The 24,722-nt window shown below is 44.3% G+C and carries 23 protein-coding genes; 3 read left to right on the top strand and 20 right to left on the bottom strand.

What is annotated here, in order from left to right:
- Positions 1 to 5 precede the first annotated feature (5 nt).
- The 3 genes from ACED45_RS13230 to ACED45_RS13220 form a co-directional block, all read right to left on the bottom strand.
- The gene (locus tag ACED45_RS13230; RefSeq protein ID WP_017060958.1) at positions 6 to 551 is read right to left on the bottom strand and encodes a TRAP transporter small permease subunit; all 546 of its coding nucleotides are present in this window, start codon (positions 549 to 551) and stop codon (positions 6 to 8) included.
- Positions 552 to 760: 209 nt separating this feature from the next.
- Positions 761 to 1,855 (bottom strand): TRAP transporter substrate-binding protein, encoded by a 1,095-nt coding sequence (locus ACED45_RS13225; RefSeq protein ID WP_123295016.1) that lies wholly within the window; start codon positions 1,853 to 1,855, stop codon positions 761 to 763.
- Positions 1,856 to 2,376: 521 nt separating this feature from the next.
- Entirely contained in the window at positions 2,377 to 2,769 is a 393-nt protein-coding gene (locus ACED45_RS13220) for a hypothetical protein (protein ID WP_004733388.1), read from the bottom strand.
- Between the two features lie 220 nt (positions 2,770 to 2,989).
- Here ACED45_RS13220 and ACED45_RS13215 point away from each other — a divergent pair, with 220 nt between their 5' ends.
- A complete protein-coding gene (locus ACED45_RS13215) occupies positions 2,990 to 3,790 on the top strand; it encodes a DUF2982 domain-containing protein (protein ID WP_123422889.1) in 801 nt (266 codons plus the stop codon).
- Between the two features lie 103 nt (positions 3,791 to 3,893).
- Here the strand turns inward: ACED45_RS13215 and ACED45_RS13210 are convergent, their stop codons facing one another.
- The 15 genes from ACED45_RS13210 to nrfB form a co-directional block, all read right to left on the bottom strand.
- The gene (locus tag ACED45_RS13210; protein WP_102432395.1) at positions 3,894 to 4,547 is read right to left on the bottom strand and encodes an MBL fold metallo-hydrolase; all 654 of its coding nucleotides are present in this window, start codon (positions 4,545 to 4,547) and stop codon (positions 3,894 to 3,896) included.
- Positions 4,548 to 4,647: 100 nt separating this feature from the next.
- A complete protein-coding gene (locus tag ACED45_RS13205) occupies positions 4,648 to 5,196 on the bottom strand; it encodes a YcbK family protein (RefSeq protein ID WP_102432394.1) in 549 nt (182 codons plus the stop codon).
- Positions 5,197 to 5,393: 197 nt separating this feature from the next.
- On the bottom strand, positions 5,394 to 6,932 hold the full coding sequence (locus tag ACED45_RS13200; RefSeq protein ID WP_371714219.1) for a L,D-transpeptidase family protein: 1,539 nt from the start codon (positions 6,930 to 6,932) through the stop codon (positions 5,394 to 5,396).
- Positions 6,933 to 7,011: 79 nt separating this feature from the next.
- Entirely contained in the window at positions 7,012 to 8,100 is a 1,089-nt protein-coding gene (locus ACED45_RS13195; protein ID WP_371714218.1) for a DUF1513 domain-containing protein, read from the bottom strand.
- Entirely contained in the window at positions 8,090 to 9,151 is a 1,062-nt protein-coding gene (locus ACED45_RS13190) for an imelysin family protein (RefSeq protein ID WP_371714217.1), read from the bottom strand. The genes ACED45_RS13195 and ACED45_RS13190 overlap by 11 nt, the downstream gene beginning before the upstream one ends.
- A 142-nt stretch (positions 9,152 to 9,293) precedes the next feature.
- Positions 9,294 to 10,682: a di-heme oxidoreductase family protein gene (locus tag ACED45_RS13185; RefSeq protein WP_102480658.1), complete on the bottom strand. Its 1,389-nt coding sequence runs from the start codon at positions 10,680 to 10,682 to the stop codon at positions 9,294 to 9,296.
- A 113-nt stretch (positions 10,683 to 10,795) separates the two neighbouring features.
- Positions 10,796 to 12,055, bottom strand: a complete 1,260-nt coding sequence (locus ACED45_RS13180; RefSeq protein ID WP_102530457.1) for an imelysin family protein — start codon at positions 12,053 to 12,055, stop codon at positions 10,796 to 10,798.
- 176 nt (positions 12,056 to 12,231) lie between these two features.
- Positions 12,232 to 12,828: a GTP cyclohydrolase II gene (locus ACED45_RS13175; protein ID WP_009848836.1), complete on the bottom strand. Its 597-nt coding sequence runs from the start codon at positions 12,826 to 12,828 to the stop codon at positions 12,232 to 12,234.
- A gap of 247 nt (positions 12,829 to 13,075) precedes the next feature.
- The gene (locus ACED45_RS13170; protein WP_017063565.1) at positions 13,076 to 13,252 is read right to left on the bottom strand and encodes a hypothetical protein; all 177 of its coding nucleotides are present in this window, start codon (positions 13,250 to 13,252) and stop codon (positions 13,076 to 13,078) included.
- Between the two features lie 89 nt (positions 13,253 to 13,341).
- Entirely contained in the window at positions 13,342 to 13,782 is a 441-nt protein-coding gene (gene nrfF, locus ACED45_RS13165; protein ID WP_048669252.1) for a heme lyase NrfEFG subunit NrfF, read from the bottom strand.
- Positions 13,779 to 14,333: a DsbE family thiol:disulfide interchange protein gene (locus ACED45_RS13160; protein WP_048664733.1), complete on the bottom strand. Its 555-nt coding sequence runs from the start codon at positions 14,331 to 14,333 to the stop codon at positions 13,779 to 13,781. The genes nrfF and ACED45_RS13160 overlap by 4 nt, the downstream gene beginning before the upstream one ends.
- Positions 14,314 to 16,230, bottom strand: coding sequence for a heme lyase CcmF/NrfE family subunit (locus ACED45_RS13155; RefSeq protein WP_285953952.1), 1,917 nt, complete (start codon positions 16,228 to 16,230; stop codon positions 14,314 to 14,316). The genes ACED45_RS13160 and ACED45_RS13155 overlap by 20 nt, the downstream gene beginning before the upstream one ends.
- A gap of 128 nt (positions 16,231 to 16,358) precedes the next feature.
- Entirely contained in the window at positions 16,359 to 17,333 is a 975-nt protein-coding gene (nrfD, locus tag ACED45_RS13150) for a cytochrome c nitrite reductase subunit NrfD (RefSeq protein ID WP_048607198.1), read from the bottom strand.
- A gap of 2 nt (positions 17,334 to 17,335) precedes the next feature.
- On the bottom strand, positions 17,336 to 18,022 hold the full coding sequence (gene nrfC, locus ACED45_RS13145; RefSeq protein ID WP_060982429.1) for a cytochrome c nitrite reductase Fe-S protein: 687 nt from the start codon (positions 18,020 to 18,022) through the stop codon (positions 17,336 to 17,338).
- A 3-nt stretch (positions 18,023 to 18,025) separates the two neighbouring features.
- Positions 18,026 to 18,610, bottom strand: a complete 585-nt coding sequence (gene nrfB, locus ACED45_RS13140) for a cytochrome c nitrite reductase pentaheme subunit (protein WP_017101427.1) — start codon at positions 18,608 to 18,610, stop codon at positions 18,026 to 18,028.
- 481 nt (positions 18,611 to 19,091) lie between these two features.
- On the opposite strand from nrfB, the gene nrfA reads away from it, so the two are divergent.
- Both nrfA and ACED45_RS13130 read left to right on the top strand, forming a co-directional pair.
- Positions 19,092 to 20,522 (top strand): ammonia-forming nitrite reductase cytochrome c552 subunit, encoded by a 1,431-nt coding sequence (gene nrfA, locus ACED45_RS13135; protein WP_371714216.1) that lies wholly within the window; start codon positions 19,092 to 19,094, stop codon positions 20,520 to 20,522.
- Between the two features lie 125 nt (positions 20,523 to 20,647).
- Positions 20,648 to 20,992, top strand: coding sequence for a rhodanese-like domain-containing protein (locus ACED45_RS13130; RefSeq protein ID WP_048659578.1), 345 nt, complete (start codon positions 20,648 to 20,650; stop codon positions 20,990 to 20,992).
- A gap of 120 nt (positions 20,993 to 21,112) precedes the next feature.
- On the opposite strand, the gene ACED45_RS13125 is transcribed toward ACED45_RS13130, so the two are convergent.
- Together ACED45_RS13125 and gyrA are read right to left on the bottom strand one after the other, a co-directional pair.
- A complete protein-coding gene (locus ACED45_RS13125) occupies positions 21,113 to 21,742 on the bottom strand; it encodes a TPR domain-containing protein (protein WP_146489869.1) in 630 nt (209 codons plus the stop codon).
- A gap of 172 nt (positions 21,743 to 21,914) precedes the next feature.
- A complete protein-coding gene (gyrA, locus tag ACED45_RS13120) occupies positions 21,915 to 24,575 on the bottom strand; it encodes a DNA topoisomerase (ATP-hydrolyzing) subunit A (RefSeq protein WP_060982425.1) in 2,661 nt (886 codons plus the stop codon).
- Positions 24,576 to 24,722: the final 147 nt, after the last annotated feature.

Raw genomic sequence — 24,722 nt, 5'->3', positions numbered from 1 at the left:
AGCCTCTACTTGTTCTTTGTATGAATATTGTTTGCATGGATAAGGTGCGGATTAAAAATCTTGTTCAGTGAATGCAGGATCAAACCTACGCCACTGAGTGCCATTAAGAAGAATGACAACGGGATCATGGCTTTGATGATCCAGCGATACGGCAGGCCACCCGGATCGCCTGAGGTTTCACCAAGTTCATAGCTCTCTTTGGCCACATCAATACCAAACCAAGCTACCAGCAAACAAAACGGCAGTAGGAAGATAAGCGTACCTAACAGATCAATAATGGCTTGCGCTTTAAAGCTCAACTGCTCATAGAAGACGTCGACTCGAACATGACCACCCGCTTTGATGGCATATGGCACACCTAATAGGAAAACGGCAGAGAACAGATGCCATTCCATCTCTTGGAAGGCGATAGAGACATCGTTGAATGCATATCTCATGACAACGTCATACACGACGTTGGCGATCAGTAAAATAAACAACATACTGGAAAGCCATCCCAGTGCATCACCGATACGATTAAACAGGCGTTCAATATAAATTAGACTTCGCATTCCCGACTCCATGGAATTTGAAAAGACATCGCGCAGTACAGCTAACCCAACTAAAAACGATTCAGTTTATAGCTAGCAATAGGCACGACGTAGAAAGGGTTCTTGGGCATTTAATTATTATGTTTAAAATGAACCCTCGGCTTATTCGCTCTTAAATACTCAATAAGAAAAGCGTCGGGTTCATTTAAATTCAGTTCAACAAGGGGCGATTATTTCGCTTGGCTATTTAGGTAAGCTCTATGTGAAATATCCGTCCATGAGCGCACTTGCTCTAGGTAACTTGCTTGTGAAGCTTGGATCTCTTTCGCCAATTCATCTTTCTCAGCATGTGCAGCAAGTAGGCGATCATTCGCTTCTTTCAGTGCAGACATAACCGCTGGCGGGAAGTCTTTCACTTGTACATCTGGGTACTCAGTCTTCATTGAAACCCAGTTCTTACCACTTTCGTGCGTAGCTTGTGTGTACATGTCGTAAGCCGCGGTACGCATTGCAACACGTAAGATTTCTTGTAGATCTTCAGGCAGCTTGTTCCAAGTGCGCTTGTTCACTAGGAATTGAAGCTCTGAGCCCGGCTCATGCCAACCTGTGTAGTAGTACGGCGCGATTTTGTGGAAACCCATACGCAGATCAAGTGATGGACCTACCCACTCTAGTGCATCAATCGTGCGACGCTCTAGAGACGTGTAAAGTTCACCTGGGGCAATATTCGTCGGTTTAGCACCTAGCTCAGCAAGAATCTCGCCGGCAAAGCCTGGGATTCGCATTTTCAGACCTTGTAGATCTTCAACGCTGTTGATCTCTTTTTGAAACCAACCACCCATCTGAATATCTGTGTTACCACCTGGGAACGACATCAAGTTGTGTGGAGAGTAAACTTGCTCCATCAACTCCATACCACCACCGTGATAGAACCACGCGTATTGTTCTGCTGGCGTCATACCGAAAGGCATAGAAGTGAAGTAAAGAGTGTTTGGAACTTTACCTTTCCAGTAGTAAGAGCCTGAGTGACCCATGTCGTATTGACCAGACTTAACCATGTCAAAAACGCCTAGAGGGGCTTTGTGTTTGTTCGCTGAATCGATTCTGATTTGCAGTCGACCATTCGACATCTTCTCAGCCATCGCTGCCATGTTTTTCGTTGCATCACCGAAAACAGGGAAATTAGGTCCCCATGTTTCAGCAAGTTTCAAACGATAAACCTTATCCGCAGCTGTTGCACCGGTTGCGACCAAAGCTAAACAAGCCGCAGCAGTTACCGCTACGTTTTTAAAAACTCGTGTAAGGGAGTTAGAAATGAGACTCATGTTCACGTCCTTTGTTGGGTTAACACTCTTTCTTTGAGCATTTTTTATGATTCAACCTAAGAGTGCACCGCGATGAAGCAACAAGATATCAGGGAGAGCACGCACGCATGGCGTGAGCAAAGTTACGTATTAGACCAAAGGATTAAGTAGAACTACGTAGGAGATGATTGAATAGTGTCGATTTTAAAGGAGTTTGGATATTCACCAAGGGAATGCGTATTGATAAATACCTAAGTAGTTATAATGAACCGCGATTAACAATTGATTCCCATTTCGTGATGAAGCTCTATCCATTGCTGCATTTTAGGGAAAGTCACCCGCGCTTTTTAGTAAGGCGCCCTACTTTAGGGCTTGCTGATGAGAAGCAAAGCTAGAAGTTAAAGTGAACAAGTTAAACGGTAGATTGGAATGGGAATAACCGGTAAATGAGAATAAGCGATAAATGAAGTTTATGACAGATACAAAAAAGCCTCGAAAATCGAGGCTTAAAAACTTAACGAAGCGAATAGAATCCCAAAGGATTAGATAGCTTTGTAGATAACCTTGTTACCTGCTAGCTGCTCTTTCGCTACTAGGTTTTCTTCAAGAAGTTTTTTCAATGCGCCTGTTGCCCATGAAGCTGCTTTCGCGTCTTCTTGACCAGCTGCTAGGCCGATACCTTTAGGGTTAATGCCTTCAGCATTGCTAACAACGATGTCTAGAACTTGTTGTTGCTTAGGAGTCAGTGCTACTGCAACTTCTTTAGTTGCTGCTACTGCTTTTTCTACCGCTGGTTTTGCTGCTACAGTTTTTTCTGCTACAACTTTCTCTGCGACAGGCTTCGCTTTTTTCGGCGTTGCCACTGCTTTAACTACAGCCGCTTTAGTGCGTTTCTGCAGTTTAGCCTGCACCTTACGCTTATGAGCAAGTCTCATTGAATATTTCTCCAGTTCACTGCTCTTTTCGCAGTGGTGAAAATTTGAAGCGCGATTTATACCAAAAAACAGGAGCTATTTGTAGAGTGAAGCGTCGAAAGTCGACGAAAAATACCGATATTGTCTACTAGCGTCTATTATTTAAACATCGACTTATCAATTCAGGGTCATATACACTGGTTATCCATCCAGACAAAAATATGAAAACTTGGTGTTGCCTATGGACACTCGTCACCTTACTAATTTCTCTTTGCCTTCATTCACTCGCTCGTACCGTATCCTCGCCGTTATTTTAGGCTTCATTTGCTTGATCGTTGCGCTCTACAGTGACAACCCAAAGTTACTGATCGTGGGTGCTTTTTGCAGTATTGCCCTTCTGGGAACCGGCTACTATTTGATGCTGCGCAGCCGAGTGATGTTCACACTCACCCCGACTCATTTTCAACAACATTTTTATAAAGGGGGCTGGGTCTTAAAGTGGAACAACATCCAAAAAATTGGCCTTTGCACCTATGAACAAGATGGTTGGCACCAACCTCTGCCTTGGATTGGTATCAAGGTTAAAGATTACTCGCCCTACCTCGATTCGATCTGCCCCAAAATCACCTGTGAGTTATTGCTGAGCCAACGAGCACTTTTGTATCTAGGTGCTAAACAAGCGGGAAAAGAGTCAAACTTTGAAGATATGGTTTTAGACTCATCGCACTACCACACTCGTTGTACCGAAAACGGGTGTGTTGAATTGAGCCAATATAAAGAATCAAAGAGTAATGACGAGGTGCATTTCAACGCTCAACAAGCACAAATGGATGCGGATTCACACGATGAAGCAAATAATCAAAATGCGATAATCAAAGACTATTCAGGGTTACAGGCGATGCTCGCCAACAGGATGAAGTACCAAAGAGGCTTCCACGGTTATGACATTTTCATATCAACCCATGATTTGAATATTAGTGGAGAAGAGTTTGTTGGTCTGGCTCGACGCTACTTAGCCGCTGCCGAGCGCCTCTCTGATTAAAATCAAACCGGTTCATAAATAAACTCGCACCCAATAAAAAAGCTTAGCTTTCATAACAAAAGCTAAGCTTCATTTTCAATCGTTCTTTTACTAGGTCAGAGGCTTAGTAGAGTGGCATTTCATCTGCGACGAACGGGTTTGATGCACGCTCACGACCGAATGTCGATTCAGGGCCATGACCCGGAACGAATGTTACGTCACTGCCTAGCGGCCAAAGCTTAGTCTTGATTGAAGCGATAAGTGTATTGAAATCACCTTGTGGGAAATCAGTACGGCCAATTGCACCGTTAAACAACACGTCACCTACAAATGCTATACGTGCTTGCTCACTGAACAGTACAACGTGACCTGGCGTGTGGCCCGGCGTGTGAATCACATCGATAACTTGGTTACCAAAAGTCACTTTGTCGCCCTCTTCTAACCAAGTGTTTGGTTCAAAGGCTTTACACAGTGGGAAACCAAACATTTGGCTTTGATTCTCTAGGCCTTGCAACCAGAAATTATCAGCCTTATGTGGGCCAACAATTTCAACGTTCAACATCTCTGAAAGTGGCACCGTACCACCAACATGATCTAAGTGACCATGAGTCAGCACCAAGTTCACCACCTTCACACCTAGCTCTTCGATGATTGCAGCTAGCTGTTGGATGTCGCCACCTGGATCAACAACGATGCCTTCCATGGTTTCATCACACCACACAATCGAGCAGTTTTGAGCGAAAGAGGTAACAGGTACAACTTGATACTTAAGAGACATATACAAACCTTAGAGGGCAAACTGAAATTTGGGCAAACTATGACATTGGATGTCTACTTTGACAAGTGCCTACCGCTTCAGTTCACCACAGAGCCTAGAGCTACCAGCTTCGTACTGGACCAGTATCAATATGGATAAAGTTGCTACGCGCATAATAACCCACACCACCTGCGTTCAGGCTTTTAGCTACGTCTCTCAGCTCTTTCAGATCAACACCATCAATACGGAAGTCGATTGCTTTACCTAACATATGGTAACTCTTTTTAGCCACACCACTCGACTTAGAACGAAGTGCTTCATTGGTCGCTGGAGAACGGTAACCAGAGATGATCTGAACTTCTTTTTGAATACCCAACACGTTTTGAATCTGAGTGATCTGATCAAACAGGTTCTTGTCCATTGGGTGAATTTCATTACGACGGAAATCGCGACATAGTTTGCTAAGGCGTGCCATTTCGTCACCGACATAGTTAGTGCCATCGAAATAACAAGTCTCTAAACGTTCACCAGTGTGAAGATTGTTCATGCTAATCGTTCTTGGTTGATCAGGGTATGAAGCAAAAGCGATAGAAGGAGTAAGAGAGGCGACAACAGCAGTACCACCAGCGTAAGTCAGAAACTGACGGCGTGAAAATAAACTTTGAGACATACAGCAAAAAACCAATTAGATCGAACGAAAAATGCACGATACATAATGGCATTTGCTGCGTCAACGTACAAAAACCGCGCAAAACGTTAGTATTTGTAACCTTTGTACGGTTAGTTATTGATACTAATTATAATTTTATCAATAGAAGCTTGGTTGTCATTTTTTGGTCAAGATCACCTTAGTTGAACTCATTTCAATCAACCACCCTCTTTATCATATTGGTAGATATCACCGCGGTACTGTATGCCGCCCTCTTCAAACAACACGGTTTGATAGATGATATGCACTGGAATCCGCTTCTTGAGGCGAACCTTAGTATTCGGAGCGAGGTCAGCATTTTGGTTCGGGACTTTCCTTACCTTAGTGGCAAACAATAACTCAGCCAGTTCTTCTGCGTGTTCAACACGTATGCAACCTGAGCTATAAGCACGGAAGTCGTCATTAAACAGGCCTTTACTTGGTGTATCGTGCAGGTAAATGGCTCGCTTATTAGGTGTGTTGAACTTATACAAACCTAATGCATTTCGCGAGCCAGCCTGCTGACGCATCCGATATGGAAACGAATTGAAGTTGATTGTCTGCCAATCGATCTCTGTGGTGTCGACCGTTTCCATTGAACGCCAACCGTCAATCACTTGGAAGTTGTTCGTTTCAAGGTAGCTTTCGTCCGCTTTTACTTTAGGCAGTATGTCTTTGACCATGATTTTCCATGGCACATTCCAAGTCGGGTTTAGAATGACAGAATCTAGGTTTATCTCTAAAAGCGGTGTTTTTCGCGATTTTCTTCCCACGACGACTTTAGACTCAAACACCTCTTCGCCATCTTCCCAGTACTTCATGTCAAAACTCGGCACGTTAACGACGATGAGAGAATCTCGGTCTCTTGGCCACAAACGAACACGTTCAGCATTCAGAGCCAATGAGGTTAATCGATCATCAAAGCCCATGTTGACCCACTTTATCGTGTCAGGGCCGATGATCCCATCGTCTGTAAGACCGTGCATACGCTGGAAGGACTTAATCGCCGTTTGCAGATCTCGATCGAACTTAGGGAAATCGACCGCGATCATCGAAGTATCAACACCGACCAAGGCAATACGTTCAACAAGAATGGCTTTATCTGAAAGCTGGTCGCCCAAGCGTTTCAAGCCTTTATGTCTGTACCGATCAATCTTGAGCTCGGACGCGGTTTCTAATACTGAATAAGTCGCCTTGAATTGGTCGAAATCCCCCACTGGCGGTGCGTAAGACAACACCATCTCCAATAAGTAATCATTGGCGACACTGCTTTTCAGTCTCATCAGAATATGGGGCGAAGGCGCTGGTAATTTGGAATGTAGCTTACCCGAAAAGTACCACTCCTTACCGGCAAGTGGCGCATTTTCAACGTAGCTTAGGTAGTAGATAAAGGTATCGGTAAGTAATATGTCCAACTCTTGCCATTGAGCGTAGGATTGATAGTGACGGATTTGCTTAAGTTGTCGTTCAAAGAGCGGTGCCATTTGAGCTTGTTCGAGAAGCGACAATTGAAATTCAAACGCTTTAACCAGTTCTGGCGAATCCCAAAGGATAGGAAGAGAAGTGTCTTGATAAATACTCTGGGTAAGCTCTGGATAAATCAGCATAAAAGAGAGCTCTGAATCAGCCGGAATGAAACGGCTCTCGTCAGAACTCGTATAGCTCCATGCGTGCACAGAAACTAACACCAATAATCCACAGAAGTATTTCGCTAACATGCTTAACTCCATCCCCATAATCTAATAAGTATGGCAAAGAAATGGGAGTAAGCATGTTATTTTTAAGAGGCTTTATGAATCAGATTGAGCTCCAATGGTTATCCCATTGGATCGATGATTGCTGAGTTGATTTCTCATAAGGCTTGCGCTGACTAACCACACTTCCCGCCCCAGAGCTTAATCGAAACTCTCCATCAAGTAACACGGCACCAGAGGCATCAGATAGCGCAGAAAGTTCGACTAACTCTTTACTCTCTTTGGACCAAATACCGTAGCAGTTGCCTCTTGGCGAAGTCGCAATAATCCAATCATCTGACGCCGCAATACTGGCGATATAGTGATTGAACCTTGCCCATTGCTCTGGCTCTGCGTTCAGTGATTCAAACTGCCCGCCTTTAGTATGCATCGCCAATAGCGAAGGATACTCATCTGGTTCACCACGATATTGCTGGCCACAAAGCACGGTTTCAGCACCATCATGGGCTAAGTGTCGAATGCTCAGCTTCTTATCCAACAATTCAACCTGATCAAGCAGCGCGCCTTCAGGAGAAATATAACTCAAGCTCGGCTGCATCGAATCTAGGTTTTTCGGTGTTCTACCATCAGTATGAACGCCACCAACGCCGATCGCGAGATTACCATCCGGCATGATGATCACTTCATGAGGCCCAATACCAAAACCGCTGAACTCTTCGACCTTACGATAGCCTTGCGCGACATCGTAAACGCCAATCACACCTTGGCTGCTGTCCGTTTTCCCTTCAGTGGCATACAGTAACTTACCATCTAATGAGTAAACGCCATGACCATAGAAGTGACGGTTCTTACCTTTCACGACCATTTTGATCTGCTGACCGTTTTTATAGTCAAACACCATAAAATAGTCACCAGGACGACGAGCAAAAACCACCGCATGTGATGAGGTTGGGCAAATCGCGACGCCATGACCACGATCTGGAATCGGCAGTTGACTCAATGGCATTCCATATTCGTCAGCCACAACCGCTGAATATTGACCTCGCCCATTCAGCGCACATCCTATCAGCTGAGGATCATTAGATGAGCTCACAGCACCAGAGCGACTAGCGCAGCCAAACGGAAGCCATGGAACAGCTGCACAACCCAGTGCAGCCTTGAGTAGCGTTCTTCGCGTAGTATCAGTCACCATCGGTAGCATTAAATCCTATTACCACGCCAAGCTCTATCGCCACTTCTTCATGAATCAGGTACTTCAAACGTTCTAGTTTGTTGTATTGAGTCAGCACATCTCGGTAGCCCTCTTTACTCTGCAATAACTCAAACAAGCTTGAGTCTGTAGGCCAAGTATCTAGCGTCAATGTGAACTGGTCAGCAACACGGTCAGCAAGGTCGTTTAAGCCCTTCTCTCTCAACAAGCCGTCTAAGCCATTGCCATCGGCAAGGTACAAATTCTGAAGTGCTGCTACATTCGCTTTTAGTTGAGTCATCGAGGTTTGTGCACGCCATGATTCCGAGAAGTAAGGACGCGGATGACCAATTTTCGCCATCGGGCGACTCAGCTTTTTCATGCTGTAATCAAGTTGGTTGGTCAATAAAGCGATGTATTCAGACTCCCAACGAGTCTCGTCTAGCGCTAACCAAGGGTTAACCTGCCATGCCTCAGCAATAGAGGCCGATTTCATTGCCAAGTTTTGTGCGATCGCTGGTGAAGATAGACAACCAGACGCTTTGTCTTGCAGTAATGGAGATTGCTCGTCGTACAGAGACCACTCCAACGCACCTAGCCCTTGAACCGTCACACTCTGCTGCGCGATTTCGTCTTGAGTCCAAGCTTTGTTCTGCTGAGTTAACTGACGCATCTTAAGACCCGTCGTGTTCTTTTTGTCTGGCCAGAATTGAACATTCCAGCTCTCTTCAAGCGCTGCTGTTGGACCTCTTTCTTGGCCTTGTAGTGCCATCCAACTGTTCATTGTAAGCTGCCACTGAGCTTTCAACGTATCAAGCTCAACACTATTGGTTTGGCAGTAACCCTGCATCAAGACTTCTAGTTCACTGGCTTGCTTGGCAAATAGAACTGCAGAATCAAACTCTTGTTGATAGACACTGCGACTAATATGACTTGCCGTGTCGGCTTGATAGGACACACCGTTAACCTCAGATGAAGCAGTCTGCTCACCCGATGATTGACAGCCTGCCATGATTAATACCGACAAAGGCATTAACAAAAATTTATGTGTCATGCTGTTACCTTACTTCCTAATTTTTCTTTTAATTATATGAGTTCACTAAATATGAAACGACCGCTGAGCTCGTATTCCTACAAGTTCAGCGGTTGTGTTCTTTAGGTTAGCTGAGTAGTTAAACCGCTAAATCTCAGTCCGACTACAGCGAGTTCAAAAACGCCAGCAGTGCTTCACGCTCAGTCGCATTCAAAGACAGTACGTTTTGTTTTGCCATTTCTGCTTCACCGCCATGCCAAAGTACCGCCTCCATAACGTTTCTTGCACGACCATCATGAAGCAGGAACGTATGACCATTCACTTCTTTGGTATAACCTAACCCCCACAATGGCGTGGTGCGCCACTCTTGACCGTTAGCCAGATACTCTGGGCGATTATCCGCTAGGCCTTCCCCCATATCATGCAGCAGCATATCGGTGTATGGGCTAATTAACTGATTAGATAATGCTGGCAGACCTTCTCGCTCTGCCGTGCGGAACTCAGCTTGATGACAGCTTTGACAGCCAACGTCTTTGAACAGTTTTTTACCTTGCACGACAGCAGGGTTATCAACGTCACGACGAATAGGTACTGCTAAGTGCTGCGAATAGAACTCAACAAAATCTAGGATGTTGTCGCTGACTTCTGGCTCACCGCCATTTGGGAAATCATCACAAGTCGATTGTGCAGATGTGCAGTTTTCGTTCGGGAATAAGCTGCTTGTTAGGCCTAAGTCACCATTAAATGCCGCTGCATTTTGCTGCATTAGATTTGGCTGTCCGGCTTTCCAACCGAAACGACCCAGTGCTATTTCGTTTGTGCGAACATCAAGAACGTAATTGGCTTTACCCGATACGCCTTGGTTATCCGCTGCTTGTTGCTTAGCGAAACCAAGAATCGTCTCTTGAGGAATACTCTCGAGCAGACCCAAACCGATCATTGGCGGAGCAACACGAGCTGAGAATTCAGTTTTAGGGTGCATCTCACCGAACGCAAGCTCAGTAATTTTTAAAGTGGGTTTACGCAGAGTAACAACCGTGCCGTCTTTAAATTCAACAGGAACATCGGTATAACTGATGTTCACTTTCCCCTCAGGTTTAACACCTTGAAGTGCGAAATCTTGTAGCTGGCCACCGTAAGTCGGTTCTGGGATGCCACCATCGCGAATAAAGGCTTGTCTTTGCTCTGGCGTTTCAGCCGGAATGCTCAAGCGAACCAACATGGATACCGCGTTCTCATCGCCCTTTTCTGGCGCGTGACCACGACCATCTTTGATGTGGCAGTTTTGGCAGCCGTTGGTGTTAAATAGTGGTCCTAATCCATCACGAGCATCAGTTGATGACGGTGCGGGAACCCAAGGGTTTCTAAAGAAACTGTTGCCTACGCTGAAATCTAAGCGTTTACTCATTGGTAGGTTGGCTGCGGGAAGGGAAAAAGCGTTCGCCCCCTCTTTCTTAACGGTCGTTTTGCCGCCAGAGTAAGTTTCATGGGCATGTAATGGCGATAAGACAAACAGTGCGGTTAATAGTGAGGCTGATAGATACGACTTCATACATTGCCTTGCTGTGTTTTTTGGTTTTAGTTTTTATGTGGGTGTGGCTTTCTTGAGGATCAAACAATTAAGGGCTCAATGAGAGCCCTTATATTTATTTTTGGCTCAGGTTCTTAGAACTCGTGATCCGCTGTGTCTGGGTTCAGGCTATCAATGCCAATCACACCCGCAGCACGCTCAATTGCAGCTGTTTGAGACACTAGCGCAACAATCGTTTTGTTTACTAGTGCGTTACCCGCAGCGTTGTCAGCAGCAATTAGCTGATCGAAGTGCTGGTTGTTTTTCTCAGCAGACATTACCAGTTGGCCTACTTGTGCACGTGCTAGGTCAAACTGCTTTTGAATCTCTTTCGCAGCTTGCTCGTCTTTTTGCTCAACTAGGTCAAACAGGCTTGGACCTGAAAGCAGAGTGCCGTCTTCACGCTTATATAGACCCGTGTAAACGTTGTAGATGCCTTGCTCGTTGTAGTAGTGAGAGTTGTGCGTGTTATCAGAGAAACAATCGTGCTCGTCTTCAGTAGAGTTTGCTTCTAGTGCAACCTTCATACGCTCACCCGCTAGTTCACCTAGAGACAGTGAACCCATGCCGAATAGCATTTTACGTAGGCCATTTTCGCTAGATTCAGAAAGCAGTTCTTGACGGTAGTTACCTTTCTCACCTTCAGCCCACTGCTTTTCCATCCACTCTAGGTCTTGGATAAGCAGCTCAGCAGATGCTTTTAGGTATGCGCCACGACGGTCACAGTTACCGTTAGTACACTCAGCACCAACAACGAAATCAGTGTAAGCACGCTCACCTGCGCCGCTGTTTGTACCGTTTAAATCTTGGCCCCAAAGTAGGAATTCAATTGCGTGGTAGCCAGACGCTACGTTCGCTTCAGAACCGCCGATCTCGTTCAAGTCTGCGATTAGCTCTGGAGTAATGTTAGTTGCATCAACCGTAGTCTGACCGATTTGGAAAGTCTTATTAGCCACGATGTTTGCGCTAGCGCCTTCGTTACCAAGCTCATATTGGTAATCAGAAGAAACGTAGTCAATCAGACCTTCATCTAGTGGCCATGCGTTTAGTTGGCCTTCCCAATCATCAACAACAACGTTACCAAAGCGGAACACTTCAGACTGTTGGTAAGGAACACGAGACTCAAGCCAAGCTTGTTTTACTTGTTCGAAGTTGCTAGCAGAAGGAGAAGCTAAAAAGGTATCAATAGAAGAGTTCAACGCTTTTGCTGTAATTACTGAATCGGCAAACACGGCATGAGCAATATCTGCATAGTGTTCTACAACTTGATCTTGAGTTACTGCTGCAAAAGAAGAAGCAGAGGCAAAAATGAGTGACGAAGTTACTGCTTTTGTCACTAAAGATTTAATGGTCATGAAGCATCCTTGTTGAGCTTTAAATTATTATTCGTAGTAATAGTGCAAACCATTATCATTTGCACTACGGATTGGAATAATACAAACTTACAATTTTATTGCAAGATAAATACAAAAAAACCTCACATATGTGAGGTCTTTAAACATTTTTATGTTAAGCGCAACAAGTAAGCGAATCAGATATCCAGGTTATGCTTACCGTGTGAGACTTTCGCCTTCAGGTAGCTCTCATTACCCGATTTGATATGAGCAGAGGTATTCACCACTTCTTCAATCTCAATACCAAAGGATTTAAGTTCATTGATCTTCTTAGGGTTGTTGGTCACCAAACGGATTTTTGTGGTACCTAAAGCGCGTAACATTTCTGCTGCTTCAGTAAAATCACGTAAGTCATCACCAAAGCCTAGGTGGTTATTGGCTTCGTAAGTGTTCATACCTTCGCTTTGCAGGCGGTATGCATCGATTTTGTTGTATAAACCAATACCACGACCTTCTTGGCGTAAGTAAAGAATCACTCCACCCGTCTCACCCATAATTCTAATGGTTTCGTCTAGCTGCTCGCCACAGTCACAGCGAGATGAATGGAAAACATCACCAGTCAAGCACTCAGAGTGCATACGAACAAGAGGTATATCTTGTGTCTTATCTGCTGATTTAAATATCACAGCAACATGCTCTTTGTCTGTTTTCAATCCATGAAAAGACAGAAGTTCAGCATCAATACTGCTTGTTACCCCTACTTTGAAATCTATTCTGGCACGCACTTCCGCCATAACTATACTCACTTGAAAATTCGATGTATTTAACAACACTACATTATATGTCTAGGCAATATTTTGTAGCTAACTATCTAATGATAGACACTATGAGGCTGTTAACAATTTTTTTCAAGGTCGACCATGCTCAAATTGTTATATTATAACAATAATTTTCAGGTAACAAAAAACCCCACATTGGAATGACCAACATGGGGTTATAAATTAATCAGTTGCGGCTGAAGTTACGATTTTTACAGAACGTTCAGCTTACTTGGGTTTGCTTCCAGATGACAAGTTGAACCCAAGCGTTCTCTAATTCAGTTAACTCTTCTTGAGTAAGCGTAGAAATGCTCGATTTTGCACTGTATTTTTCTGCCCATTTGTCAGATCGGACATGAGTATGGAACTCTTTCTTTAAATTTGAGATTACGTTATCCACAGACACATCCTTATATAACAGTGCTTAGCCTTTATAATCCTTTAATGTTACAAAATACAGGTCAATTGGTAAACAGTAATACATAATTTTTATGAGCTCTTTCTAACACTTTTTACTGATAAATATATAAATAAGAGAAATAATAGGCTTGGAAGTAGCCAAAGTAATAAGTTTGAAACACTCATTGCAGGTTTATAGAGCACAAATTCGCCGAACCTTTCTGTCATATATTGAGTGATTTCATTATTACTCTGCCCTGCTTTCACCATTTTGAATACAACGAGACGTAAGTCTTTTGCTATCGGAGAGTTCGACTCAATCAGGTTTTGGTTCTGGCATTGCGGGCAACGTAGCGTTTTAGCCAATGTAATTGCGCGCTGCTGCTGTTCAGGGTTTTCAAACTCGAATAGTTCAACTTGAATACTGGTGTCTTTATTACTGGCTGTAAACAGGTCTTCCGCCAAAGTCGGAAAACTAACAAACATAAGCGTAGACAGCATAACGAGTGTTTGTATTAAAGACTTCATCATCCATTCGCACCATCAAAATACATCGCAAGTTCTTCTTGCCATACAGATTCATTGACCACGCCCAGTAACTTCTTAATGATTTGGCCATCAGCGTCGACCAGATACGTTTCAGGGGTGCCGATTACGCCCAACTCTAACGCTAGCTTACCTTGAGGATCACTGATCACAGTAGAGTACGGATTGCCATCGCTCAATAACACATTGATTGCTGCCGCAGAGTTATCTCGATAATTGAGCCCAATAATTGGAATACCTTTATCATTAAGTTTGAGTAAAAAAGCATGTTCGGTTTTGCAGATACCACACCACGACGCCCATACATTCACTAGTTGATAAGGGTGCTGAGTGACATCAGTCAACGTAATTTCCTGTTTGCTACTGATGCCTTCGCTATTGACTAACGCAGCAGACACGAATTCAGGAAATGCCCTCTTCTGCTCCGACACAGTCGTAGATTGCTGCTTATTATTGAGTGCAAAGGCAAAACCCAACACCATCACTAATGCCAAGACAATTAACGTGATGAGCTTGTTACGAACGCTGGTATGCATACTGTGACGCCTTAACGGTTTTCTTTTTACGATGAGTTAATGAGAGTAAAGCGCCGAGAATGGAGAACAACCCACCAAACCAAATCCAGCGTGCATACGCCTTGTACTGAACACGGAATGCATAGCCTGTTGAGTCTACTTTCTCTCCCATGGTGATATAAACATCGCCATGCCAGAACCACTTCATTGCGGGCTCACTCATGTTCATGACTCGAACTTGGTAGTGTCTTCTTTCCGGCGAAATAGGAAAGCTCTGCTCGCCAGACTCTAGATTGAGTATCGCCTTCTCTGCGGTAAAATTTGAAGCGACATACAGCTCAGTATCACGATGAGCAAGCGTCCAATCCATGAACTCGACTTCCGCTCCTGGGCTTAACTTATAACTGCGCTCAGACGAGTGGTAGCTATTCATGGCAGCACCTACCGCTAATACCGCAACCCCGACATGGGCAAAGGTCATCACCCAGACTTTGCGTTGGAACTTGGAACTGTGCGTTACTGCCAAGCCATAAACGTGAGTAAGTAAAACCCAAAATGCGAGTGACCATGTCATCAGAGCCATCACTTGAATCTTGTCTACTTGCAAAACGTAACAGGCGGACCCGAGACAAATAGATGCTAGAGCTATCAACATAATAACGCCTTTCGACGCTTGAGGCTTAATACTCAACAAAGGGGCTAAACCTACGACGGCCAACGCAAGCAACGCCAAAGGTGCAATCAATAGATTAAAGTAAGGCGCACCTACCGATATGTTACCCAGTCCAAGCAGTTCAAATACCATTGGATAAAATGTGCCGAAAACGACCACGGCTGTTGCGAGAACAAAAATGAGTACCGCGACTAAACTCAAAAAGCTCTTACTGGCGAAGCTGGTAATAGGGCTTGATTCAAAAGACTCCCCTCTAACGATAAGCAGAGAAAATGAGCTCACCAGTACCAAAACCAATATAAGCAGCAGTGCGATACCTTTGGTTGGGTCAACAGCAAAAGCGTGTACCGATGTAAGTACGCCAGAACGAACAATAAAGGTGCCTAAGATACTCAAACAAAACGTAATAAAAGCAAGACTGAGAGACCATTTCAGTAGTTGTTGTTTGCCCTTTGCAACGCCTAGGCTGTGCAGCAAAGCGGTCGAAGTAAGCCACGGCAACAAGCTGGCATTTTCAACAGGATCCCAGAACCACCAGCCGCCCCAACCTAATTCGTAATAAGCCCACCACGAACCAAGAATGATCCCTGCGGTTAAAAAGATCCAAGCAACCAAACACCAACTGCGACAATGGGCAACCCAATCAAACTCAATTGGATCTACCAGTAAGGCTGCAACGGCAAACGCCAACACCACAGAAAAGCCGACATAGCCAAGATAAAGTAATGGAGGGTGAAAAATCAGACCGACATCTTGCAGCATTGGGTTAAGGTCACGCCCTTCTAGCGGCAAAATCGAATTCATTTCAAATGGGTTTGATGCGAATAAGGTGAACCAAGCAAATATCGCGAGCAGTAGATTCATTACCCACAACACACGGCTTTGATATTCATTCGAATAGTGTTTTTGTAAGGCGATCACGCCAGACCAGACGCTGATCGTCAGCACCCAAAATAACAAGGAACCTTCATGGCCAGCCCATACGGCTGCGAGCTTAAAAAATGAGGGTAATTGAGTATTTGAATGCTCAGCGACATAGAGAATAGAGAAGTCATCACTGACAAAAGCATAGCCAAGCAATGCGACAGAAGTGAGAGAAAGCAATGCACTTGAAAGAGAGAAACTGCGGATTAAACTTATATTTTGCGTCCGTTTGTTTAGCATTTGATAAAACGAATGCACACCAATAATGCTACTGAGTACAGCAACCAACACTAAACTAAACAGCCCCAAAGAACCGACCATATCACCTCAATAAGGCTCCGCTAGAGCAGAGCCGATCTGAACACGCATCTCATGTTTACTAAAAACATGTTCATTAATAAGCAGATGTTTATTATCCGACATCTGCTCACTAATAAACTTGCGCGAAATTAAGCTATCGTTAACTGCCCTGCGTAAAGGACAAAAGTTCGCAGCATTAATACGCCCATTAGGCTTAGTGAAGTCACGGAGAAAATATACACCGAGCTATGGCGGATTGAGGTTGGTGTCACTGCATTCAGCAACAACGGTAAAACCATGCCGACACCGATGACGCCGTACCAGAACCAACTCGCCCAGAAACCACTGCCAATTGCGTTCCATACTGCTTGCTCACTTTGACCACCAGCGAAGATAAGCCCAGTAAAGAAAGTAATAAGAACAAACAACTCAAACATCACGACCGGACGTTCGAATCCGTGGATCCATGAAATACTCGGGCTATGAGGTGATTCCTTAAAGACCAACACACCAAATAAAATACACGCCGCCGCTCCTGAGGATAAGCTCGAGAATAAGAACAAAATCGGCAACACTGGGTTATTCAATAGTGGGAAAGTATTCAAAGCTGACAACAAGAATCCGGTATAAGCGGCAAGCATCAGAGCAAGAACAGCTAAGAAGATTTCCAAAGCATTCTCAAACACTTCCAATTTGCCAATCCAGTTACCTACGAAATCGAGTCGCCCTTTTAACCAAGCTTGGTCATTCAAGAACACGACAATTTGATCTCGGAATATAATGCCGATCCAAAGGAATAGGATCACCATATAAACTTGGAATAAGATCACACCCATCGACATCACAGACGTTGGGTTATAGAAGATCATGATCTTCCAAAAGGATAACGGTTTTGTCAGGTGGAAAACCAAAATAAGCAGACCTGAAATGATCCCAAATGGCGCGAGAAAAGCCGTGGCCTTTAACACCCCATTATGAGCAGGATCGCCTTCAATGACCTTACGTTTTAGGTAAATGGAGATCATTACGGCACCTGCCGACATCCCCGCGAGAAATAGATAGATTGCTATAATCCAGTCCCATACCACAGTACCAGACTGAAAAGCTGTGTCCCATGCACTCATAATCAAATCTCCCCTTTTTGGTGTGGCACTTTGTAGAGTTTTGGCTGAGTGCCTAGATAAGCTTTATCCCTGTAAACCACCTCAGATTTAAGCACCTGGTTTATCTCACTCTTAGGGTCATTTAGATCGCCAAATACTAGCGCCTTGGTCGGGCAAGATTCGACACAAGCAGGCAGCTTCCCTTGTGCAAGATTGGTATCACGACAGAAGTTACATTTATCAGCCGATTTGTTCTCAGGGTGGAAGAAGCGCACTTGATACGGGCACGCTAACAAACAGTAACCACAACCGACACACTTCTCTTTATGCACATCAACGATGCCAGTTTTTTCATCTTTGTAGGCCGCCCCTGTTGGGCAAACCATCACGCAGGGTGCATTATCACAATGTTGGCAAGAGTTACGAGTAAAACGGTAATCAACATTTGGATATTCGCCTTGGGGTTCGCTCTTAATAATTTCTAAGCGCGACACGCCTTCAGGCACTTTGTTTACTTCACGACATGCTTCTGTACAAGCGGTGCAACCAATACACGCGGTCTCGTCATGAATCATTCCATAACGTTTAGCCCCGTCCTCTTGAACATTGGCTAGCGTTTTACGGCTTGTTACCGCCGCCGTTCCCGCAACACCTGTAGTAAAAATAACGGCACCAGCGCCAGCTAAAAAGTTTCTTCTTGAGCAGCTCATAGATTACTCCTCTTCTTTCTTCTGGTTGAAGTCTGAATGGCAATCCACACACAGCTTGATGGTTTGCTTTTTATCTAAGCCCAGCACCTTTGCTTCAGTCGCATGAACATCATGACAGTTTGAACACGTTAAATTTTGCGCGTGAACATCGTGGGTCCAACTCGCTTCGCGCAGATCATCCGGTTTGTGACAATCTATACATTGGCTATTGGCATCTAAAATTAAGCTAGGGTCTAGGAAAACCTTCTCGGTTCCCGGTTGTGATTGAGCCGCGCGATACTTCACCACTTCAGGTGCACCTTCACGGTGATCGGGGCTAATAGAACTATGACAGTCGGTACAATTTACTTCACGACCAAGTAAAGCGTGTGCACTTTCACCATGTGAACCCAATACCGTTTCTTTTGAATCTTTATGGCATTGAACACACTTGTAGTCTTTGTCACGTATTAATTCGACTTCATGTCTTGTTGATTCTCCTACTGGCGTAACAGCAGGCTCAGCAACAGCATGAATGGAATAACCATAGAGGCAGAATGCTAGAAGGGATTTAAGCATTATGACTATGGCCAATTTAATATTGCCCATTTTATCCTTTCCTTATACCGGCATTATTTAACTCTCAACTAAATAATATTCCGGTTAAACAAAAGTACCCTTAAACGATATTATTACCGCTTAAATGATATCAATTCTTATTTTGGATAAGCCACAACGCTTTCTATAGTTAGAATATACCTCTAATTGGGTAATACGAAATTTGAATGGGTTAATCTGTGAACGCAATCACCCTATTTATATCATGGTCAATCTAGGTAATTGATTGTTATATATGATAATAATTATCAATTGAACTTTAATATCCCTACCCAGCAATACCCCTTTAGGGTTATATAAACTTCAACGTGATTGAAGTCACTACCATTAATTGATCTAAGACAAGCTATATCCAACACGTAACAAAATGTGTTTGTTTATGAATTAATATAAACAGGAATTCTCCAGTTCTTAATTTGAATAGCAAACTCACAACGCTTGGTATAAGAATCAGTATATTGGAGATATCACTGTGAAAAAGCATTGGATACGTAATTCGGTCACAGCACTATTAATGGTTAGCGCATCACTAGCAAGCGCAACCAGTTTTGCTGCGTCTGAACAAAAAGAAATTGGCGACCCTCGTAACGACCAGTTCGAGCAAAACCACCCAGATCAATATCATTCATGGAGACAGACTTCAGAAAGCGAAACCATTGAAGACGCACTAAAAGAAGATCCCAACATGGTTATCATGTGGGCTGGCTACGGCTTCGCAAAAGATTACAACAAGGCACGTGGTCACTTTTATGCGATTGACGATGTACGACAAACACTTCGTACTGGCGGCCCAACGGACGAAAACTCTGGCCCTATGCCAATGGCGTGCTGGAGCTGTAAAAGCCCAGACGTAGCACGTGTTATCGAAGAGCGTGGTGAAGACGGTTACTTTGAAGGTAAATGGGCACGTCTTGGCAACGAGATTGTGAACCCTATTGGCTGTGCCGACTGTCACGATACCCAAAGCGAAGGCTTTAAAAATGGTGAGCCAGCACTGAAGGTGACGCGTCCTTATGTTGAACGTGCGTTCGATGCGATTGGTAAGAAGTTTGAAGACCAAGGTCGCTTAGATCAACAAGCTTCCGTTTGTGCTCAATGTCATGTGGAATACTACTTCACAGGGCCAACAAAAGGCGTGAAATTCCCTTGGGACAAAGGGACTCGTGTTGAGCAAATGGAAGAGTATTACGATGGAATCGGCTTTAAAGATTGGACGCACAAAGTATCTAAAGCGCCAATGCTAAAAGCACAGCACCCTGGCTATGAAACGTGGCGTGAAGGCATTCACGGCAAAAACAAAGTTGCTTGTGTTGACTGTCATATGCCGAAAGTGACCAAAGAAGATGGCACCGTTTATACCGACCATAAAGTGGGTAACCCATTCGACCGCTTCGAAGATACGTGTGCAAACTGTCACACTCAATCTAAAGAAACCATGCGTAACATCGTTTCAAGCCGTAAAGCTCAAGTGCTAAACATGAAGCTGACCGCTGAGAAACAAATCGTTGCCGCTCACTTTGAAGCAGGCGCGGCATGGGAAGCAGGTGCGACAGAGCAAGAGATGGAGCCTATCCTACTGGATATCCGTCACGCTCAATGGCGTTGGGACTACGCTATTGCGTCTCACGGCGTACATATGCATGCACCTGAAATCGCTCTAGAAGTGCTAGGCACTGCCGTTGACCGCGCAGCCGATGCTCGTACTAAGATTGTTCGTCTACTGGCGAAGAAAGGCATCACTGATCTAATCGAGATTCCAGACATCTCAACCAAAGAGGCGGCTCAAAAAGCGCTTGGAATGGACATGGATAAGATGAACGCTGAAAAACAACACTTCTTAGACACAGTTGTTCCTAAATGGGAAGAGCAAGCTGAAAAGCGTGAAGCCAGCTACGAATACTAGTTTCTTCAATTAGACCATTACGTAAAAACCAGTCACACTATTATTGTGTGGCTGGTTTTTTAGGTTTGGGGCAATACACATTAATATCTCCCCCCCAATCCACTCGCCAATTCAAGGAATAGATAATGAAAACCTTACTTTCACTTTCAGCATTATGTATCGCACTACTCAGTTCAGGCGTTCAAGCCTCTGAGCGTGCTGAGACAGGGTGGGAATTAATAGAGAAAGGCGCATTAGTGGTTGATGTCAGAACACCTGCAGAGTTCGAACAAGGGCATCTGAACAACGCCATCAACTACCCTCTTTCTGAAGTCGCTACTCACTTCGCCAAGATAGATAAAGACCAACCGATCGTTTTGTATTGCCGCAGTGGTAATCGTTCAGGACAAGCCTATCAATTCTTGCGAGCTCAAGGATTTACTCAAATCCACAACGCAGGTGGGTTAATAGAAATGCAAGAAAGCCAATAGCTTGAGAGATTAATGGCTTTAGAGGCTAAACGCTTCAAAGGTAAGTCGTTTCAAAAGCTAATCGTTTCAAAGACAAATAGCTTCAAAAGCTAATCAGGAAGAACAGCCTATTGACCAAGCTTAGCGGATCATCTGTTTGGCTTGGTTGATCGAGTGAATAATCGAAACGCGATCAATCCCCTTTTGATTGGAGTCGAGGATTTGAGTCCAGGCATCAATCGCTTGTTGATAGCGCATGCTGATGAAGTGATCGGTCGCAATCAGCATCAATGCCGTACGATCGTTGGGATCAAGCTGTATTGAGTGATCCAACAACGCATTCACGTCATCGCTCATAGCTTGGGAGCTAAGATAGTAAAGTGCGGTTGCTTTGGCCGCATAAAGGCCCGATGGTGCTTGAGGATCTAATCGAATCGCGTAGTCATAACAAGTATACGCTGCATCAAACTCCCCTTTCTGCATATACACACCACCCAGCTTAAACCACAAGTCAGATTGATTCGGGTCTTGTTTGAGGCTTTGTTGAAGCTCACCTTCGAAATCTGTTGCCGTGTAACTATTGCTCTCATCTAAAGGAAGTTGAGGTGTCTCCTGTTTCAGTTGAGACCAGACAAGCACACTCAGAGCCACTGCAGTAAGGGAAATCACCACATTGCCTTTTAGATGACTGCCATTGTTGCTTGCGGCAATAACGACCACGATCAAAAACAGGCTCATTAATACTAACGCAACCAACAACCAGATGTCCATTCCACACTCCTTTATCAACCCTTTAAGTTTACCACTTTCCCAGTCAGGCAATATTGATCGAGACTTAGCTATTAGGATTTACGCGATCAGAATGAACGAGCAGACAATAAAAAACCGAGCACTTAGGCTCGGTTTTTTCAATGGTAAGCTTAATTACTTAACGTAATCGAGATTACTCAGTATCTTGCTCGTTATCACTTTCAGAGTCAGAAGCATCTGATGCTTGCTCTTCACTTGATTCAGAAACTTCAGTGTTGATAGTTTCAGCATTTGCTTCTTCAGCTTCGCCTTCTACAATCTCAGCTTCTTCTACTTCGTCGATACGTTGTAGACCTACAACATTCTCGTCATCAGCAGTACGAATCAGTGTTACACCTTGAGTGTTACGACCAACTTGGCTTACTTCCGCTACGCGAGTACGTACTAGTGTACCTGCGTCGGTGATCATCATCATCTCATCGCCTTCTTCAACTTGAACAGCGCCAACAACTGGGCCATTACGTTCAGAGACTTTGATAGATACTACACCTTGCGTTGCACGGCCTTTCGTTGGGTACTCTGCTAGCTCAGTACGTTTACCGTAACCGTTTTGAGTCACAGTTAGGATATCGCCTTCGTTAGAAGGAACAATCAGTGAAACCACTTGATCGTCTTCTGGAAGCTTCATACCACGAACACCAGAGGCAGTACGGCCCATTGCACGTACTTTGTCCTCGTTAAAGCGAACAACTTTGCCCGATTTAGAGAACAGCATGATGTCGCTATCACCGTTAGTGATGTCAACGCCGATCAGTGAATCGTCGTCACGTAGGTTAACAGCGATTAGGCCGTTAGCACGTACGTTTGCGAATTGATCCAGTGATGTCTTCTTAACTGTACCGTCACCCGTTGCCATGAAGATGAATTTCTCGTTAGAGAACTCAGAAACAGGCAGGATAGCTGTGATACGTTCACCTTCTTCTAGAGGAAGAATGTTCACGATAGGCTTACCACGAGCAGTACGACTTGCTAATGGCAGTTGGTAAACTTTCAGACGGTATGTCTTACCACGAGTAGAGAAACATAGAATGTTATCGTGAGTATTAGCAACAAGCAGACGCTCAATGTAATCCTCATCTTTCATCTTAGTTGCACTCTTACCTTTACCACCACGACGTTGAGATTCGTAGTCGCTTAGGATTTGGTACTTAACGTAACCTGCGTTAGAAAGTGTTACTACAACGTCTTCTTGAGCGATCAGCTCTTCCATGTCGATGTCATGAACTGCAGCTGTGATTTCTGTACGACGCTCGTCGCCATAGATTTCACGTACCGCTTCAAGTTCTTCACGGATAACTTCCATCAAACGCTCAGTGCTTGCAAGGATGTGCATTAGCTCAGCGATTTCTTCTAGAAGTGCTTTGTACTCGTCTAGAATCTTCTCGTGCTCAAGGCCAGTTAGGCGGTGAAGACGAAGTTCTAGAATAGCTTGTGCTTGTGTTTCCGTTAGGAAGTATTGGCCATCGCGGATGCCGTATTGGTCTTCCAACCAATCAGGACGAGCCGCATCAGTACCAGCACGCTCAAGCATTGAAGCAACGTTACCAAGATCCCAACCGCGTGCAACTAAGCCAGCTTTTGCTTCAGCTGGTGTTGGAGCGTTACGAATAAGCTCAATGATTTCGTCGATGTTAGCAAGTGCTAGAGACAACGCTTCAAGGATGTGTGCACGATCGCGCGCTTTCTTCAGTTCGAAGATAGTACGACGTGTAACAACTTCACGACGGTGGTCTACGAAGCACTTAAGCATGTCTTTGATGTTGAACAACTGTGGTTGACCGTTGTTCAACGCAACCATGTTGATACCGAAAGTCGTTTGCAGTTGAGTTTGAGCGTATAGGTTGTTTAGAACCACTTCGCCTACTGCATCACGCTTACATTCAATAACAATACGCATACCATCTTTATCAGATTCGTCACGCAGTGCACTGATGCCTTCTACTTTCTTATCTTTAACCAGTTCAGCAATCTTCTCGATCAAACGAGCTTTGTTTACTTGGTAAGGGATCTCAGTAACGATAATGGTTTCTTTACCATTCTTCTCTACTTCGATATCCGCTTTTGAACGCATGTAAACCTTACCGCGGCCAGTCTTATAAGCATCGACGATGCCTTTACGACCACTGATAAGTGCTGCTGTTGGGAAGTCAGGACCAGGAATGTAGTCCATTAGCTCATCAATAGTGATCTCTTCATTATTGATGTAAGCCAAACAGCCATCAACAACTTCACCAAGGTTATGTGGTGGAATGTTGGTAGCCATACCTACTGCGATACCAGAAGCACCGTTTACCAATAGGTTAGGAATTTTTGTAGGAAGTACTGCTGGAATTTGTTCTGTACCATCGTAGTTCGGTACGTAATCCACAGTTTCCTTATCAAGGTCAGCCAGTAGCTCGTGAGCAATTTTCGCCATACGAACTTCGGTATAACGCATTGCAGCCGCGGAGTCGCCATCGATAGAACCAAAGTTACCTTGGCCATCAACTAGCATGTAACGCAGTGAGAACGGTTGCGCCATACGAACAATTGTATCGTATACAGCACTATCACCATGCGGGTGGTATTTACCGATTACATCACCTACTACACGAGCAGACTTTTTATATGGTTTGTTCCAATCATTACCTAGTACATTCATCGCGAACAAAACGCGGCGGTGTACTGGTTTTAGGCCATCACGCACATCTGGAAGGGCACGACCAACGATGACGGACATCGCGTAGTCTAGGTATGAACCTCTAAGCTCATCTTCAATATTTACGGGCGTGATCTCTTTCGCTAGATCGCTCATAGAGCCATTTTCCCTCTATAGTCAGATCGTATTTTTGAATACGTATAAGACCGAAAAATATAACACAAATTTACCTACGGAGGCATCACTTTCCCTCTCCTTTTACCATCTTGTGACCCTTGTAGCCAATCAATTGATGAGAAATTG

This window comes from Vibrio crassostreae, from assembly GCF_041439375.1.
GTDB lineage: Bacteria > Pseudomonadota > Gammaproteobacteria > Enterobacterales > Vibrionaceae > Vibrio > Vibrio crassostreae_D.
This window is presented reverse-complemented; position numbering and strand designations above follow the sequence as displayed.

What these genes read in the sequence shown, in the direction of transcription:
- ACED45_RS13190 (WP_371714217.1), bottom strand. Translation starts at nt 9,151, where the DNA reads ATGACACATAAATTTTTGTTAATGCCTTTGTCGGTATTAATCATGGCA.
- nrfF (WP_048669252.1), bottom strand. Translation starts at nt 13,782, where the DNA reads ATGATGAAGTCTTTAATACAAACACTCGTTATGCTGTCTACGCTTATG.
- ACED45_RS13180 (WP_102530457.1), bottom strand. Translation starts at nt 12,055, where the DNA reads ATGACCATTAAATCTTTAGTGACAAAAGCAGTAACTTCGTCACTCATT.
- ACED45_RS13155 (WP_285953952.1), bottom strand. Translation starts at nt 16,230, where the DNA reads ATGGTCGGTTCTTTGGGGCTGTTTAGTTTAGTGTTGGTTGCTGTACTC.
- ACED45_RS13220 (WP_004733388.1), bottom strand. Translation starts at nt 2,769, where the DNA reads ATGAGACTTGCTCATAAGCGTAAGGTGCAGGCTAAACTGCAGAAACGC.
- ACED45_RS13215 (WP_123422889.1), top strand. Translation starts at nt 2,990, where the DNA reads ATGGACACTCGTCACCTTACTAATTTCTCTTTGCCTTCATTCACTCGC.
- ACED45_RS13175 (WP_009848836.1), bottom strand. Translation starts at nt 12,828, where the DNA reads ATGGCGGAAGTGCGTGCCAGAATAGATTTCAAAGTAGGGGTAACAAGC.
- ACED45_RS13160 (WP_048664733.1), bottom strand. Translation starts at nt 14,333, where the DNA reads ATGCATACCAGCGTTCGTAACAAGCTCATCACGTTAATTGTCTTGGCA.
- ACED45_RS13125 (WP_146489869.1), bottom strand. Translation starts at nt 21,742, where the DNA reads ATGGACATCTGGTTGTTGGTTGCGTTAGTATTAATGAGCCTGTTTTTG.
- ACED45_RS13225 (WP_123295016.1), bottom strand. Translation starts at nt 1,855, where the DNA reads ATGAGTCTCATTTCTAACTCCCTTACACGAGTTTTTAAAAACGTAGCG.
- nrfB (WP_017101427.1), bottom strand. Translation starts at nt 18,610, where the DNA reads ATGGGCAATATTAAATTGGCCATAGTCATAATGCTTAAATCCCTTCTA.
- ACED45_RS13205 (WP_102432394.1), bottom strand. Translation starts at nt 5,196, where the DNA reads ATGTCTCAAAGTTTATTTTCACGCCGTCAGTTTCTGACTTACGCTGGT.
- ACED45_RS13230 (WP_017060958.1), bottom strand. Translation starts at nt 551, where the DNA reads ATGCGAAGTCTAATTTATATTGAACGCCTGTTTAATCGTATCGGTGAT.
- ACED45_RS13185 (WP_102480658.1), bottom strand. Translation starts at nt 10,682, where the DNA reads ATGAAGTCGTATCTATCAGCCTCACTATTAACCGCACTGTTTGTCTTA.
- ACED45_RS13195 (WP_371714218.1), bottom strand. Translation starts at nt 8,100, where the DNA reads ATGGTGACTGATACTACGCGAAGAACGCTACTCAAGGCTGCACTGGGT.
- nrfC (WP_060982429.1), bottom strand. Translation starts at nt 18,022, where the DNA reads ATGAGCTGCTCAAGAAGAAACTTTTTAGCTGGCGCTGGTGCCGTTATT.
- nrfD (WP_048607198.1), bottom strand. Translation starts at nt 17,333, where the DNA reads ATGAGTGCATGGGACACAGCTTTTCAGTCTGGTACTGTGGTATGGGAC.
- ACED45_RS13130 (WP_048659578.1), top strand. Translation starts at nt 20,648, where the DNA reads ATGAAAACCTTACTTTCACTTTCAGCATTATGTATCGCACTACTCAGT.
- gyrA (WP_060982425.1), bottom strand. Translation starts at nt 24,575, where the DNA reads ATGAGCGATCTAGCGAAAGAGATCACGCCCGTAAATATTGAAGATGAG.
- ACED45_RS13200 (WP_371714219.1), bottom strand. Translation starts at nt 6,932, where the DNA reads ATGTTAGCGAAATACTTCTGTGGATTATTGGTGTTAGTTTCTGTGCAC.
- ACED45_RS13210 (WP_102432395.1), bottom strand. Translation starts at nt 4,547, where the DNA reads ATGTCTCTTAAGTATCAAGTTGTACCTGTTACCTCTTTCGCTCAAAAC.